This window comes from Nocardioides campestrisoli, assembly GCF_013624435.2.
Lineage (GTDB): Bacteria > Actinomycetota > Actinomycetes > Propionibacteriales > Nocardioidaceae > Nocardioides > Nocardioides campestrisoli.
Genome location: NZ_CP061768.1, coordinates 1,818,888 through 1,833,720, shown reverse-complemented (window position 1 = coordinate 1,833,720; position 14,833 = coordinate 1,818,888). Strand labels below are relative to the sequence as shown.

The following is a 14,833-nucleotide window of genomic DNA, read 5'->3' as shown; positions in this document are numbered from 1 at the left end:
TAGTGGGCGCCGGACTCAGTCCGGCAGGGTGTCTCCGGGCATCATCGAGAGCCGGCGCACGAACCAGTCCGACCGCGGGTCCGCGACCGGCTCGATCCGGCAGGACGCGCCCAGCACCGAGCAGCCGTCCCGGCCGGCGAGCACCAGGGGCAGCGACAGCGAGCGCACCTGCGGGAGGTCGTGCTGCAGCTGGGCCACCCGGCGCACGATCCGCTCGACCTCCTCGACGTCCACGATCTCGCTGCCGCGGTAGCCGAAGAGGAGCGGCGAGGCCTTGATCTCCCGGACCATGTCCTGGGCGTCGTGCTCGGCCAGCGGCGGGATCCGGAAGGCCCGGTCCTGCAGGAGCTCGGTCATCGGGCCGCCGATCCCGAAGGAGACCACGGGCCCGAAGAGCGGGTCCTCGATGCTGGCGACGGCCACCGGCACGCCGGGCGGGGCGTTGCGCTGAACCACGAAGCCGGCCGACCCCGGGTCGCTGATCACCTCCCGGAGCGTGTGCCAGGCGTCCTCCATCTCCGCGGCGGAGTCGATGTTGCGCCACACGTGGGCCAGGTCCGGCCGGTCCCGCAGGTGCACCGCGGTCGCCTTGAGCACGACGTCCCAGCCGAGCTCCTCCCCCGCCTCGAGCGCCTCCGGCAGGTCCGCGACCGGGTAGGTGCGCCACAGGTCGATGCCGTACGCCCCCAGCAGGGTGTGCAGGTCCTCGTCCCCGAGGTCGTGGCCGTCGGGGTGCTTGATCAGCAGCTGGCTGACCAGCTTCTTCGCAGCCGGCCGGTCGACCAGCTCGGCGTCCGAGGGCGGGGTGTCGGGGCTGCGCAGCCACATCGCGTACTCCACCACCCGGGCCAGCGCCCGGACCGCGGCCTCCACGGCCGGGTAGGAGGGGACCGAGCCGCGACCGGCGGTGGAGCCGGCGGCGTCGGGCACGCGCAGCAGCTCGGGCACGCCCTCGGCTCCCAGGAAGGTGGTGACCAGGGGCTTGTCCGACTGCTCCCCGATGGCGGCCAGCACGTTGGCCACGTCCTCGCCGGAGACGTTGAGCGGCGGGATGTAGATCGCGGCGACGGCGTCGACGTCGGGGTCGTCGATGGCCGCGTCCAGCGCGTCCTCGAAGTCCTCGGCCCCGGCCTCGGCGCCCAGGGCGACCTGCTTGTTGACCACCAGGCCGGCGCCCGCGGCCGCGTCGGCGGCCAGCAGCCCCAGCGCGTCGGAGTTGCCCACGACCGCGACCCGGCGACCTCGCGGCAACGGCTGGTGGGCCAGCAGCTGGGCGACGTCGAACATCTCCTCCAGGGCGTCGACCTGGATCACGCCCGCCTGCCGGAACATCGCGTCGACCGACTGCGAGGGCGCGGCGATCCGCCGGACCGCGTGCCCCATCGGCACACCCTGGGTGGTGCGGCCGGAGCGGACCGCGATGATCGGCTTGCGCCGGGAGACCCGGCGCGCGATCCGGGAGAACTTGCGGGGGTTTCCGATCGACTCCAGGTAGAGCAGGACCACCTCGGTGGACTCGTCCTCCTCCCAGTACTGGAGCAGGTCGTTGCCCGAGACGTCGGCGCGGTTGCCGGCGCTGACGAAGGTGGTCAGCCCCAGGCCCCGGTTGTTGACCTTCTCCAGGATCGCCGAGCCCAGCGCTCCGGACTGGCAGAAGAACCCGGCGCGGCCGCGCGGCGGCATCACCGAGGAGAGCGAGGCGTTGAGGGAGACCTCCGGGGCGGTGTTGATCACGCCCAGGCAGTTGGGGCCGATCAGCCGCAGGCCGTAGGAGCGCGAGAGCCCCACCAGCTGCCGCTGCCGGATCCGCCCTTCCTCGCCGGTCTCGGCGAAGCCCGAGGAGATCACCACCAGCCCGTGCACGCCCTTGGCGGCGCAGTCCAGGACGACGTCCTGCACGGCTTCGGCGGGGACCGCCACGATCGCGACGTCCACGTCGTCGGGGATCTCGGTGACCGACTTGTACGTCGGCAGTCCGGAGACGGCGTCCGCGGTCGGGTTGACCGCGTAGACCCGCCCGGTGAAGTCGCCCAGGACCAGGTTGCGGACCAGCGCCTGACCGATCGTCTCCTGGCGACGACTGGCACCGATGACCGCGATCGAGCGCGGGTTGAAGAACTTCTCGATGGAGGCGGACTCGGCGCGGTGCTCACGCTGCTCCATCACCCCGATGGCGGTGTCGGTCGGGTCGATCGAGAACTCGAGGCTGACCACGCCGTCGTCGTACTGGCTGGCCACCTGGTAGCCGGCGTCCTTGAAGGTGCGGATCATCGGGTGGTTGTCGGGCAGCACCTCGGCCACGAACCGCTCGATCCCGCACTCGCGGCCGGCCTGGGCCAGGTGCTCCAGCAGCAGCTGGCCGATGCCCCGGCCCTGGTGCTTGTCCTCCACCAGGAAGGCCACCTCCGCCTCACCGGGGGTCACCGAGTCGTAGCGGCCGACCGCGATCATCTGGCCGCCCACCAGGAGCACGAAGGCGACCCGGTCGCGGTAGTCCACCTGGGTGAAGCGCGCCACGTCGCGGTCCGAGAGCTTCGGCATGGGCGCGAAGAACCGGTAGTACTTCGACTCGTCCGAGACCCGGCTGTAGAACTCCACCAGCAGGTCGGCGTCGCTGGCGCGGATCGGCCGGATGTGCGCGGTCCGCCCGTCCCGCAGCAGCACGTCGGCCTCCCAGTGGTGAGGGGGCTCGTGCGTGGTGGCTACGGGCTGCTCGTCGGTCACACGCAGAATCTAACCGGTCGGGGCAGATCGGCGTGCCCTCCCGTCGCGAGCCGGGACCCTGGCGGGAGAATGCCGCCATGGCACGCCGTGGCACCAAGTCCCCACTTCCCGACGACTTCGAGGAGCACATCCTCGACATCGACGTCGGCGACGAGATCAAGACCTCGTTCCTGGAGTACGCCTACTCGGTGATCTACTCCCGCGCGCTGCCCGACGCCCGGGACGGCCTCAAGCCCGTGCAGCGGCGGATCCTCTACACGATGGACGACATGTCCCTGCGCCCCGACCGGGGGCACGTGAAGAGCGCCCGGGTGGTCGGCGAGGTCATGGGCAAGCTGCACCCGCACGGTGACAGCGCCATCTACGACGCGCTGGTGCGGCAGGCCCAGCCGTGGTCGATGCGGCTGCCGATGGTCGACGGGCACGGCAACTTCGGCTCGCCCGACGACTCCCCCGCCGCCATGCGCTACACCGAGTGCCGCATGGCCCCGGCCGCGGTCGCGATGACCGGCTCCCTCGACGAGGACACCGTCGACTTCAAGCCCAACTACGACTCCCGCGAGCTGGAGCCGTCGGTGCTGCCCGCGGCGATCCCGCACCTGCTGGTCAACGGGGCCACGGGCATCGCCGTCGGCATGGCCACCAACATCGCCCCGCACAACCTGGTCGAGGTGGTGCAGGCGCTGCGGCACCTGATCAAGAAGCCCAAGGCCGACCTGGACGACCTGATGCGCTTCATCCCGGGCCCCGACCTGCCCACCGGCGGCAAGATCGTCGGGCTCGACGGGGTGCGCGACGCCTACGCCACCGGGCGCGGGAGCTTCAAGATGCGGGCCACCGCCCGGATCGAGTCGGTCACCCCGCGCAGGAAGGGGATCGTGGTCACCGAGATGCCCTACGGCGTCGGCACCGAGCGGGTCGTGGAGCGGATCAAGGTCCTGGTCCAGTCCAAGAAGATCCAGGGCATCTCCGACATCAAGGACCTCACCGACCGGACCAACGGGCTGCGGCTGGTGATCGAGGTCAAGAACGGCTTCGTCCCCGAGGCCCTGCTCGAGCAGCTCTACAAGCTCACCCCCCTGGAGGAGTCCTTCGGCATCAACGCCGTCGCCCTGGTCGACGGCCAGCCCCGCACGCTGGGGCTCAAGGAGATGCTCGAGGTCTACCTGGCCCACCGGCTCGACGTCGTCCGCCGACGGTCGGCCTACCGGCGCGGCAAGGCCGCCGACCGGCTGCACCTGGTGGAGGGCCTGCTGCTGGCCATCCTCGACATCGACGAGGTGATCCAGCTGATCCGCACCAGCGACAACGCCGCCGCGGCCAAGGAGCGGCTGATGTCGGTCTTCGACCTCACCACCATCCAGGCCGAGTACATCCTGGACATGCCGCTGCGCCGGCTCACGAAGTTCTCCACGCTCGAGCTCGACAAGGAGAAGACCGAGCTGCAGGAGCAGATCGAGGCGCTGGACGCGATCCTCAACGACGAGCAGCGCCTGCGCGAGGTGGTCTCCGACGAGCTGGCCGAGGTCGCCAAGACCTTCGGCACCCCCCGACGGACGGTGCTGCTGGCCTCCGCCGGTACGTCGGTGAGCGCCGCGAGCGCCTCGGTGGAGATCCCCGACGACCCGTGCTTCGCCTTCCTCTCCTCCAGCGGCCTGCTGGCCCGCTCGCAGGACGCCGAGATCCCGGGGCAGGGCGGCGGCCGGGCCAACCACGACGCGGTGGTCTCCGCCGTGCGCACCACCGCGCGCGGTGAGATCGGGGTGCTGACCTCGCGGGGGCGCGTGCTGCGGACCCAGGTGCTGGACATGCCGGTCCTGCCGCCCTCGGCCAACGACCCCAACCTGCAGGGCGGGCTCCCGCTCGCCGAGGTGCTCCAGCTCGAGGCCGACGAGCGCCCGCTCGCGCTCACCACCCTGACCGACGACGGTCCCGGGCTCGCCCTGGGCACCCGGCACGGAGTGGTGAAGCGGGTCAACCCCGAGGTCCTCAACCGCGACGAGTGGGAGGTCATCTCCCTCAAGGACGGCGACGAGGTGGTCGGCGCCCTGCAGCTCGCCACCGGCACCGAGGAGCTGTGCTTCATCACCTCCGACGCCCAGCTGCTGCACTTCGGCGCCGACGGGGTCCGACCCCAGGGACGGGCCGGCGGCGGGATCGCGGGCATCCGGCTGAACGCCGGGGCGGAGGTCGTGTGGTTCGGCGCGCTCGAGGGCGAGGACGCGGTGGTGGTCACCGCCTCCGGCTCCTCGACCGCGCTCCCGGGCACCGAGCCCGGCTCGGTCAAGGTCACCCCGTTCACCGAGTACCCGGCCAAGGGCCGGGCGACCGGCGGGGTGCGCTGCCACCGGTTCCTGAGGGGCGAGGACGCCCTGGTCCTCGCCTGGGCCGGCCCCGCTCCCGCCCGGGCCGCCGCCGCCAGCGGAGCTCCGGTGGAGCTGCCCCCGGCCGACGGCCGACGCGACGGCTCCGGGACGCCCGGGAGCATCCCGGTGGTCGCCGTGGCCGCCCCGGTGGCCCGGCAGCCGGGAGTGGGCGCCGATGCCTGAGCGCGCTTCGGCCGTGTGCCACCCTGACCGCATGCCGACCCCTGCCCCCACCTCCACGACGCGCCGCGCCCAGCTCGCCAAGGGGCTGGGTGCCGCCCTGCTGGGGCTCGGCGTCCTGACCGGCTGCAGCTCCGAGGACGACCTGTCCGACCAGGACGTCGAGGAGGTGCTCGCCCAGGCGAGCGACACCCTGCTGGAGACCTCCGGCCTCCAGCTGCGCCTGGCCACCGACGACCTGCCCGACGGGGTCACCGGGATCACCAGCGCCGAGGGCGTCGCCACCGACGCGCCGGCCTTCGAGGGCGACCTCCGGGTCCGGCTCGCCGGCAACGACTTCACCGTGCCCGTGGTCGCGGTCGACGGGACCGTCTGGGCGCAGATCCCGCTGACTCCAGGCTGGTCCGACGTCGACCCGGCCGAGTACGGCGCCCCGGACCCCGCCCTGCTGATCAGCCCGGACCAGGGCTTCGCCACGCTGCTCCAGGAGGTCCAGGACCCCGAGGCGGTCGAGCAGGAGCGCGGCGGCGTGGACAACGCCGAGGTGCTCACCCGCTACGCGGGCACGGTCGACGGCGCGGTGATGGAGAACGTCATCCCCAGCAGCGCCGGTGACAGCTTCGACGTGGAGTTCCTGGTCACCGAGGACGGCGAGCTCCGGCGCGCTGAGCTCAGCGGCGTCTTCTACGCCGACAGCGACGAGATGACGTACACCGTGGACCTCACCGACTACGGCACGACCCAGCAGATCACCGCTCCGTGACCCGCTCGGCGGACCGCGCGCAGAAGTCGCTGCTCTGGCTCGCGGCGGCCGCGGTCGCCTTCGCCGCAGCGGACACCTACGTGGTCGTCCTCGCCCTGCCCGACATGATGGGCAGCGCCGGGATCCCCATCGACCAGCTCCAGCGGGCCGCGCCGATCGTCTCCGGGTTCCTGCTCGGCTACGTCGCCATGCTCCCGTTGATCGGCCGGATCGCTGACCTGCGCGGACGGGTGCCGGTGCTGGCGCTCTCGCTGGTGCTCTTCGCCGTGGGCTCGCTGGTGACCACGCTGGCCTACGACATGCCCTCGATGGTCGTGGGCCGGTTCCTCCAGGGGGTGGGCGGCGGCGGCCTGGTCCCGGCCACCCTGGCCCTGGTCGCCGACCTCTACCCCGAGGAGCGCCGGGGGGTGCCCCTGGGCGTGGTCTCGGCGGTCCAGGAGATCGGCTCCGTGCTCGGTCCCCTGCTGGGCGCGGTGGTGCTGGCCTTCGCCGACTGGCGGGCGATCTTCGCCCTGAACACCGCCGTCGGCCTGCTCCTGGCGGCCGCCATCCGCGCGCTGGCCCGCCGCTCCCCCGAGCTGCTGGACGAGCGGTCCCGTGTCCTGCTGGAGCGCGGCCGTCAGCAGCTGCCCCGCCCCGACCTGGTGGGCGGGGCCCTGCTGCTGCTCGTCCTGGCCGCGGGCACGCTCACGTTCCTGCGTCCCCCGCCGATCCTGCGCGACGTCACCTGGGGCGAGGCCTTCGTGCCCTTCGTGACCGGCAGCCGGTGGCTGACCCCGGTCGGCGTGCTCACGATGGTCGCGGCGGCGCTGCTGGTGCTGCGGCTGCTGACCGCGGCGCGCCCCCTGGTCGACCTGCGCGCCTGGGGCCGGGCGTTCGCGGAGGCCGACCTCATCGGCTCCCTGCTCCTCGCGGTGGCGCTCGGCGGGGTGGTGCTGGCCTTCGCCACCGCGGACCCGAAGGTCGAGGTCTTCTCCGACCAGGGCCTCTGGTACCTGCTGGGAGCCTTGCTCGGGGCGCTGGGCCTGCTGTGGCACGTACGCCGGGCCGAGGACCCGATCGTGCCCCGCGGCGCGCTGCGCCGTACCCCCGCCTGGGGCGCGCTGGTGGTGAGCTTCTTCGTCGGCGCGGCGCTGATCGCCGCGCTGATCGACATCCCGCTCTTCGCCCGCACCACCGTCTACGGCGACTCCCAGCTGCTGGCCGCCCTGGTGCTGGTGCGCTTCCTGGTCGCGCTCCCGATCGGCGCCGTCGCCGGCGGCTACCTCCTGCGCCGCTGGGGGCCGGGCCCGGTCACCGCGGTCGGGATGGCGCTGGCGGCCGTCGCCTTCGTCTGGCTCTCCACCTGGGGGATCGACGCGCTCGAGCAGTGGCACGCCACTCTTCCGCTGGTCCTGGGCGGCCTCGGCTTCGGCCTCGCGCTGGCACCGGTCAACGCCGCCGTCCTGGCCTTCACCGATGCCGGTGTGCACGGGCTCAGCAGCGCCCTGGTGGTAGTGGCCAGGATGGTCGGGATGCTGGTCGGCATCTCGGCGCTGACCACGGTCGGCCTGCGCCGCTACTACGCCGAGCAGGGCGACGTCCCCCCGGTGCGCGAGGTCTGCGGCGGCAGCTCGCGCTGCCCCGAGTTCACCCTGCTGCTCAAGGAGGCGGGCATCGCCCAGGAGCAGACCGTCTTCCTCGGCGCGGCCGGCTGCGCCCTGGTCGCGGCGGTGCTGGCGCTGGTGCTCTTCCGATCCGCAACCTCCGTGCGGAGCGCCGACCCCACTGCGTTAGGTTTCCCTCATGGCTGACTTCGACGACCTGATCTCCGCCAACCGCGCGTTCGCCGACGAGTTCACCCTGGGTGGCTTCGACGGCAAGGCACACGCGGGCGTGGCCATCGTGACCTGCATGGACTCCCGGATCGACCCGCTGGCGATGCTCGGGCTCAAGCACGGCGACGCCAAGATCTTCCGCAACCCGGGCGGGCGAGTGACCCCGCAGGCCCTGGAGGCGCTGGTGCTCGGCGTCCACCTGCTCGGCGTGGAGCGGGTGCTGGTGGTGCCGCACACCCGCTGCGCGATGACCGCCAACACCGAGACCGAGCTGCGCGAGAAGATCGGCGCCGCCACGGGCACCGACGCGTCCTGGCAGTCCTTCGGCGTGATCGACGACCAGGTGGCCCGGCTGCGCGAGGACGTGCGCAAGGTCCGCTCGCACCCGCTGATCCCGGACACCGTCAAGGTGGGCGGGTTCGTCTACGACGTCGACAGCGGGCTGCTCGAGCAGGTCGACTGACCCAGGGCCCCGACTCAGGCGTCGAGGGTCTCCAGGTCGACCTCGTAGGCGCCCTGGACGATGAACTCCTTGCGCGGTGCCACCTCCGAGCCCATGAGCAGCTCGAAGACCGTGGCAGCGTCCGCCGCGTCGTCGACGGTGAGCCGACGCAGGGTGCGCCGGCGGGGGTCCATCGTGGTCTCCTCGAGCTGGTCGGCGTCCATCTCGCCGAGGCCCTTGTAGCGCTGCACCGGGTCCTTCCAGCGCACGTTCTTCTTCTTCAGCTCCGCCAGCTTCCGCTGCAGCTCGTCGTCGGAGTACGTGTAGACGTACTTCTCCATCCCCTTCTTGGGGTTGGTCAGCTCGATCCGGTGCAGCGGCGGGACCGCCGTGTAGACGCGACCCGCGGTCAGCATGTCCGGCATGTACTTGAAGAACAGGGTCGCCAGCAGGCACCGGATGTGCGCACCGTCGGAGTCGGCGTCGGCCATGAAGATGATCCGCCCGTAGCGCGCGGCGTCGAGGTCGAAGGTCCTCCCCGAGCCGGCGCCCACCACCTGGATGATCGCGGCGCACTCGGTGTTCTTGAGCATGTCGCCCACCGAGGCCTTCTGCACGTTGAGGATCTTGCCCCGGATCGGCAGCAACGCCTGGAACTCGGAGTCGCGGGCCAGCTTGGCCGTGCCCAGCGCCGAGTCGCCCTCGACGATGAAGAGCTCGGATCGCTCGTTGTCGGTGGTGCGGCAGTCCACCAGCTTGGCCGGGAGCGCGGAGGACTCCAGCGCGTTCTTCCGGCGCTGGGTCTCCTTGTGCTGCCGGGCCGCGATCCGGGTCTTGGAGGCGTTGCCCACCTTCTCCATGACCAGCTTGGCCTGGGCCTTCTCCCCGCGCTTGGCGGAGGTGAGGAACTTCTTCAGCTCCGCGGAGACCACCTTGCGGACGATGGAGCGCGCCGCCGGCGTGCCGAGGATCTCCTTGGTCTGCCCCTCGAACTGGGGCTCGGCCAGCCGGACCGTGACGACGGCGGTCAGGCCCTCCAGGACGTCGTCCTTGATCACGTCCTGGTCGCCGACCTTGAGCACCTTGGCCTGACGCATCACGTCGTTGAACGTCTTGGTGACCGCCTGCTCGAAGCCGCTCACGTGGGTGCCGCCCTTGGGGGTGGCGATCACGTTGACGTAGGAGCGCACGGTGGTGTCGTAGTCCATGCTCCAGCGCAGGGCCACGTCGACGCCGAGCTCGCGCTCGATCTCCTGGGGGGTCATGTGGCCCTGCTCGTCGAGCAGCGGCACGGTCTCCTTGAAGCTGCCGGTCCCCTGGAGCCGCAGGACGTCGGTCACCGGCTCGCCCGAGGACAGGAACTCGGTGAACTCGGAGATGCCGCCGTCGTGCTTGAAGGTCTCCGTGCGCGGCTCCTCGCCCCGCAGGTCGGTGATGACCAGCTCGAGGCCGGGGACGATGTAGGAGGTCTGCCGGGCCCGCGTGACCAGCTCGTCGAAGACGAAGCGCGCCTCCTGGGTGAAGATCTGCCGGTCCGGCCAGAACCGGACCCGGGTGCCGCTGCGCCCCTTGGCCACGCGCCGCCCCTTGCGGCTCAGTCCGGACTGGGCGGTGAAGCCGGCATCGGGCGCCTCGGAGTCGAAGACCCCGGGGGTGCCGCGCCGGAAGCTGATGCCCTGCTGGGCCGGAGACCTGTCGACGTCGATGTCCATGCGTGCCGAGAGCGCGTTGACCACCGAGAGCCCGACGCCGTGCAGACCGCCGGTGGCCACGTAGGAGCCGCCGCCGAACTTGCCGCCCGCGTGCAGCTTGGTGGCGACCACCTCGACGCCGGGGAGCCCGGTCTTGGGCTCCTTGTCCGTGGGGATGCCGCGGCCGTCGTCGATCACCTCGGCCGAGCCGTCGGTGTGCAGGGTCACCTCTACCCGCGACGCAGCCCCGGCCAGCGCCTCGTCGACGCCGTTGTCGATCACCTCCCACAGGCAGTGCATCAGGCCCTTGGTGTCGGTGGACCCGATGTACATGCCGGGTCGCTTCCGCACCGCGTCGAGCCCCTCCAGGACCAGGAGGTGCGCTGCGTTGTACGAGGTGTCCGTCGGTGCTGCCACGAGGAGTGAATCTACCCGCGCCGGGCTGCCGGACCGCGCAGGGCTCGCCTGGACACGGCCGGACAAGACCCGACACTCGCCGAGGGTTGGGCATATCCCGAACCGGGTAGGAGGGCGCATGGTTGGATGAAGGACGCTGGTCGAACCGCTGCCACGGAATCTTTTCCCCAGGCGGTACGTTGGGCCTGACACCTGATGGAGAGAAATGAGGCCGATGTGACTACTGCAGTTGCCCCCACAGCCGCCCTCACGGCGGCGGACCGTTGCGACCGTTGTGGAGCACAGGCCTACCTCCGGGTGGAGCTCCAGAACGGCGGTGAGCTGCTCTTCTGCGCTCACCACGCTCGCGAGCACGGCGACAAGCTCCGTGAGGTCGCCGTCACCGTTGTCGACGAGACGCACAAGCTCGGCGCGACCCCGAGGTCCGAGGCCTGAGCCCCTCAGGCACCACGCGGCCCCGGACCACCTGGTCCGGGGCCGCGTCCGTCTCTGCCTGCAGCAAGGCCCACTCCCCCGCTGCCAGGCTCTCCCAGGGCGTGCTCCGGTGATCCTCGCGACGCTGCTCGCCGGCCTGGCGATCGCGGTGGGGCTGGTCGGGATCGTCGTCCCGGTGCTCCCCGGCACCGTCCTGGTCCTGGTCGCCATCGCCGGCTGGGCCTGGTACGTCGGCACCGGCCTGGCCTGGGGCGTGCTGGCGCTCGGGTTCCTGCTGGTCGCCGCGGGCCTGGTGGCCAAGTACGCCGTCCCCGGCCGTCGGCTGCGCACGGCCGGGGTGCCGACCTCCACCCTGTGGGCCGGAGGGGTGCTGGGCGTCGTGGGCTTCTTCGTCATCCCCGTCGTCGGCCTGCTCGTGGGGTTCGTGGCCGGCGTCCTGCTCGCCGAGCTCCGGCGCGTCGGCCCGGGGCGGGCCACGGCCTCGACCGGCCACGCGCTGCGCGCCGTGGCGCTCAGCGTCGGCCTGGAGCTCGCGGCCGCCCTCGCCGCGGCCCTGATCTGGGCGGCCGGCGCCGTGCTCGTGCACACCGGGGTCGGCTGACCCGTCCCTGCCACTGCCGGCAGATCACTCGGGCGGCGTCAGGACCTCGGCCAGCTCCTGGGCCATCCGGGCGTTCCCGGCCTCGGTCAGGTGCAAGGGCCCGGGCGACTCGAGCATCAGCCCCTCGTTGGTGGACCCGTCCTTGGCCAGCACCGGCCAGCGAGAGGCCAGGTCGAGCAGCCCCACCCGGTCCGGATCCAGCGCCACGGCGTCGCGTCGAGCCTGCTTGACCACTGCCCACGCGGCACTGTCCCAGGTGCCCGGCTCGTAGCCGTCGACCACGAGGACGACGGCGTGCGGTGCCGCCGCCAGGGCCAGGCGCACCACCCGCTCCAGGCTCTGCCGGTACGCGGGCTCCGGGTTGCTCCCGAGGTTGACGAGGACCAGCTGCGGGTCCAGCGCCGCGACCTCGGCCCAGTGCCCGTTCTCCATCTCCTCCCGGGCGAAGCTCTCCGCGGTGGCACCGGAGTGCGCCGCGTCGTAGACGTGGATGCCGGAGGTGCCGTCGGGGTCCAGGAACTCCACCCCGGTGTGGATGAACGCCCCCGCCGGCGAGGTGCTGACCACCTGGACCACATGGTCGCCCGGCCCCAGGTCCGCCGACTCCCACCAGAGGCCGGCACGACGCTCGGTCGAGGCCGAGCTGATGGTCGGCCCCGAGGGGGTGCCGTCGCTGAGCCGGCCCGCGGCCGTGACGTCCACGCCGTCGACCAGGACGACGGCCTCGCCCGCCAACGCCTCGATGCCCCCGTAGCCGACCCGGATCCGGCGCCCGGGCTGGGCCGGATAGGTCAGCGAGGAGGTCTGCGGCATCACCAGGGCACGCCCACCCAGGCCCCAGTCGCCGTAGACGACCTCCTGGGGAGGCGTACCGGCCCGGACCGTGTCGTCGGCCGTGAGGGGGTCGGCGTAGAACGCCGGAAAGTACCCGGCACCGCCCTCCGGCGCGTCGAGCCGACGCCGCAGCTCGTCCTCCAGCAGCCCGACCATCCGTCGGGGGTAGACCGGGTTCGGCAGCAGGACCCCCTCGGAGATGGAGTCGCCGACCACCACGGCGCGCACGGGAGCCTGCTCGTGGTCGCGCAGCGCGGCGTACCAGGGCTGCAACAGCTCCCGCACACGCGCGTCCGGGTCGTCGTCCGAGGACGATCCGGCGCCGGACGACCCTTCCCAGAGCATGGCCAGGCAGCCCACGAGCACCAGCAGGCCGGCCGTGAGGGCCACCAGCGCCGCACGCGACGGCCGCCGGGTGCGGATCACCGGGTCGTCCGCGCGCCGTCAGTCCAGGTAGTCGCGCATTAGAGCCGACTGTGCGCTGTGCGACTCCGCGTGGAGGGTGGCAAAGATCTGAGCGCTGTGCATCGCAATATTGTGGACTAATCCACGGTGCTAGTCCAACGTGGCCCGACGGCGTCTCACACCTCGTAGCGTCAGCGCCAGATCCGGCCGATGGTCTCACCGTTGAGGGTCAGATTCGCCTTATTCGGCCAGCGTGCTGGAAGGCCGAGATCCGCGCGAGCCGCCTCCACGAAGTCGTTCTGAAAGTCCGACACCTCTATGTCCAGGTCGTCGTCTTCGACGTCGGGGTTGCGTGTCTCATACACCTGGGTGCGCAGCACGTAGTAGAGGTCGCGCGCCTTCTGGGCGGCGTCAGTGCTGCCGTACAGGTCAACCTCGCTGACGACGCGCCAGAACTCCTCCATTGCGTCCTCAGGTGGCTCGGGCCGCTCACCTGCCCGAACGTCAACCGCGATCGCGCTCCAGCGGTGGAGTTGCTCGATCACTGCGAGGTAGGCGCTGCGGCGGTGATCGAAGAGTCGGGCATCATGCTCGCGCTCGGTGTCGTGAGCCAGGCGCTGCTCTTCGCGGCGCTCCTCGACGGCGAGCCGAATCCGTTCACGCACATCGGCACGCCACTGGGTGAAGACCACGCCGAGCAGAGTGCCGACTACGCCGATACTTCCCGTCAGCACTCCGACTGCGCCAGCGTCCATGCAGGCACCCTAGGGGAGGCGGTCCGGGAATGTGCTTCCAGTTGCGATCCTGCACCCGGTCGTACAACAGACGGCACCCCAGCCGCTGCTCATAGGGGCCGGGGTGCTGGCTGCCACCCGGTGCGGGGTGCATCACTCCCCATCACCTGCGCCTGGACTTGAAGGAGCGTTACCTCCAGGGCGGGCTAGCACCGGGTGACAGTTGGCTGCGTTCAGACGGCGGTGGGGCCTACACCCGGATACCGCCCCTTGGCAGCCGTCACGCTGCTGCCTATGTCAGCGTGAGCCTCGTGATCGAACTGGGGCGTACGACGGCGGTTGCCATGCGCTGCTCCGCGCGCATGGTGCGGGTGTTGTGCTCCCACCCGTCCTTGCCGTGGTCGATTTCCACCGTGATGGGTCCGCGTCGGTAGATCACGACGCCCTGCCCGCCGACGACCCACACAACACCCGTAGCGGTCGCTGGGGTGCTGATGAGCTGGACGCCGTGCAGCGCAGTGGGTGACGCCGACAGCGGGTCCACTGTGTAGCCGCCCGTGGAACCGTCCGCCCTTGCCTTGCGGATCGTCGCAATGGTGGCGGGGTGGGCAATGATCGCGGACGGCGTGACACCGCTGATCGCCTCCTGGCCCGCCACGGCATCGGCCACGAGGTCAACAACATTGCCAGCTGCGCCCGTGCCAGTAAGTAGCCCGGACACGGCGTTGAACGTGTCGAGAATGGCCTGGTTCTCACGGGTCACCACCGCGTTGGACAGTTCCGCCGCGAGATGCGCCACGAGGTACGGCGCGTCCTCGCTCATCTCATCGCTGAACGAGGTGAGCACCGCGATCTTGGCCAGCGCCACATCGACTGGCGTGATGGAAAGACCCGCGTCCGGCTTCAGCGCGCCCTCGGCCACGATGTCTGCTTCGGCACCGTCGAAGCGGTAGTACCGCGTGGTCGGGCCAGCGGCGGGCTCCTGCCGGAACAGGGAGGCAATCGGGAAGATATTGGGCCACAGCCCCGGCTCCACTCCCCTGCCAACTGTCGGCAGCAGGGTTCCCGAGGTCAGGGCCTTGCGATCCACCTCGGTGCGATACGTGGTGCGGGACTTGACCGCGTGGACGATCCCGGCCTTGGCAGTCTCGTTGAAGACACCCCTGGCGTCAGGGTCGTCCTCGGCGGTGCCGAGGCGTAGCACGCTGTCCACGAGGGCCTTGCCCTTGATCTGCTTATCGATGTTGGTGACGCGGCCCATGAGGCCGTCGAGGGTGTCTGCCTCGTGTGTGGTCAGGTCGCGGTTGGCCTTCGTGGCCCTGGCGACGATGGTCTTGGCTTCGGTGAGTACGGCGGCGCGCTGCTCTCGCAGCGGCGAGGAAGTAGACATCAGGATTGCTCCGTCTGCACGGCGCGTAGCGCAG

At 71.3% G+C, this 14,833-nt stretch carries 11 protein-coding genes; 6 read left to right on the top strand and 5 right to left on the bottom strand.

The window, feature by feature from the left end; translation table 11 throughout:
* Positions 1 to 15: 15 nt before the first annotated feature.
* Complete coding sequence (locus H8838_RS08730; RefSeq protein ID WP_185994847.1) at positions 16 to 2,724, bottom strand: bifunctional acetate--CoA ligase family protein/GNAT family N-acetyltransferase; 2,709 nt, start codon at positions 2,722 to 2,724, stop codon at positions 16 to 18.
* Between the two features lie 77 nt (positions 2,725 to 2,801).
* Here H8838_RS08730 and H8838_RS08725 point away from each other — a divergent pair, with 77 nt between their 5' ends.
* The 4 genes from H8838_RS08725 to H8838_RS08710 are packed head-to-tail and all read left to right on the top strand — an operon-like array spanning position 2,802 to position 8,313.
* Entirely contained in the window at positions 2,802 to 5,273 is a 2,472-nt protein-coding gene (locus H8838_RS08725; protein ID WP_181310715.1) for a DNA gyrase/topoisomerase IV subunit A, read from the top strand.
* Between the two features lie 31 nt (positions 5,274 to 5,304).
* A complete protein-coding gene (locus H8838_RS08720) occupies positions 5,305 to 6,033 on the top strand; it encodes an LppX_LprAFG lipoprotein (RefSeq protein WP_181310714.1) in 729 nt (242 codons plus the stop codon).
* Positions 6,030 to 7,826 (top strand): MFS transporter, encoded by a 1,797-nt coding sequence (locus tag H8838_RS08715; RefSeq protein WP_181310713.1) that lies wholly within the window; start codon positions 6,030 to 6,032, stop codon positions 7,824 to 7,826. Before H8838_RS08720 ends, H8838_RS08715 begins: the two co-directional genes overlap by 4 nt.
* The gene (locus H8838_RS08710) at positions 7,819 to 8,313 is read left to right on the top strand and encodes a beta-class carbonic anhydrase (protein ID WP_185994848.1); all 495 of its coding nucleotides are present in this window, start codon (positions 7,819 to 7,821) and stop codon (positions 8,311 to 8,313) included. Before H8838_RS08715 ends, H8838_RS08710 begins: the two co-directional genes overlap by 8 nt.
* A 14-nt stretch (positions 8,314 to 8,327) precedes the next feature.
* On the opposite strand, the gene H8838_RS08705 is transcribed toward H8838_RS08710, so the two are convergent.
* Positions 8,328 to 10,400, bottom strand: a complete 2,073-nt coding sequence (locus H8838_RS08705; protein WP_224766485.1) for a DNA gyrase/topoisomerase IV subunit B — start codon at positions 10,398 to 10,400, stop codon at positions 8,328 to 8,330.
* A 192-nt stretch (positions 10,401 to 10,592) separates the two neighbouring features.
* Between H8838_RS08705 and H8838_RS08700 the strand changes: the two genes are divergently transcribed.
* Together H8838_RS08700 and H8838_RS08695 are read left to right on the top strand one after the other, a co-directional pair.
* Complete coding sequence (locus H8838_RS08700; protein WP_373562881.1) at positions 10,593 to 10,835, top strand: DUF7455 domain-containing protein; 243 nt, start codon at positions 10,593 to 10,595, stop codon at positions 10,833 to 10,835.
* Positions 10,836 to 10,944: 109 nt separating this feature from the next.
* Positions 10,945 to 11,436, top strand: coding sequence for a DUF456 domain-containing protein (locus tag H8838_RS08695; RefSeq protein ID WP_181310709.1), 492 nt, complete (start codon positions 10,945 to 10,947; stop codon positions 11,434 to 11,436).
* Positions 11,437 to 11,460: 24 nt separating this feature from the next.
* On the opposite strand, the gene H8838_RS08690 is transcribed toward H8838_RS08695, so the two are convergent.
* The 3 genes from H8838_RS08690 to H8838_RS08680 all read right to left on the bottom strand — a co-directional run bounded on the left by H8838_RS08690 (position 11,461) and on the right by H8838_RS08680 (position 14,799).
* Positions 11,461 to 12,696 (bottom strand): SGNH/GDSL hydrolase family protein, encoded by a 1,236-nt coding sequence (locus H8838_RS08690; protein WP_185994850.1) that lies wholly within the window; start codon positions 12,694 to 12,696, stop codon positions 11,461 to 11,463.
* 170 nt (positions 12,697 to 12,866) lie between these two features.
* Positions 12,867 to 13,430 (bottom strand): hypothetical protein, encoded by a 564-nt coding sequence (locus H8838_RS08685; protein WP_185994851.1) that lies wholly within the window; start codon positions 13,428 to 13,430, stop codon positions 12,867 to 12,869.
* 271 nt (positions 13,431 to 13,701) lie between these two features.
* The gene (locus H8838_RS08680) at positions 13,702 to 14,799 is read right to left on the bottom strand and encodes a phage major capsid protein (protein WP_185994852.1); all 1,098 of its coding nucleotides are present in this window, start codon (positions 14,797 to 14,799) and stop codon (positions 13,702 to 13,704) included.
* Positions 14,800 to 14,833: the final 34 nt, after the last annotated feature.

Excerpts from the sequence above, each read along its gene's own strand:
- H8838_RS08720 (WP_181310714.1), top strand. The coding sequence starts at position 5,305 with ATGCCGACCCCTGCCCCCACCTCCACGACGCGCCGCGCCCAGCTCGCC.
- H8838_RS08725 (WP_181310715.1), top strand. The coding sequence starts at position 2,802 with ATGGCACGCCGTGGCACCAAGTCCCCACTTCCCGACGACTTCGAGGAG.
- H8838_RS08680 (WP_185994852.1), bottom strand. The coding sequence starts at position 14,799 with ATGTCTACTTCCTCGCCGCTGCGAGAGCAGCGCGCCGCCGTACTCACC.
- H8838_RS08685 (WP_185994851.1), bottom strand. The coding sequence starts at position 13,430 with ATGGACGCTGGCGCAGTCGGAGTGCTGACGGGAAGTATCGGCGTAGTC.
- H8838_RS08710 (WP_185994848.1), top strand. The coding sequence starts at position 7,819 with ATGGCTGACTTCGACGACCTGATCTCCGCCAACCGCGCGTTCGCCGAC.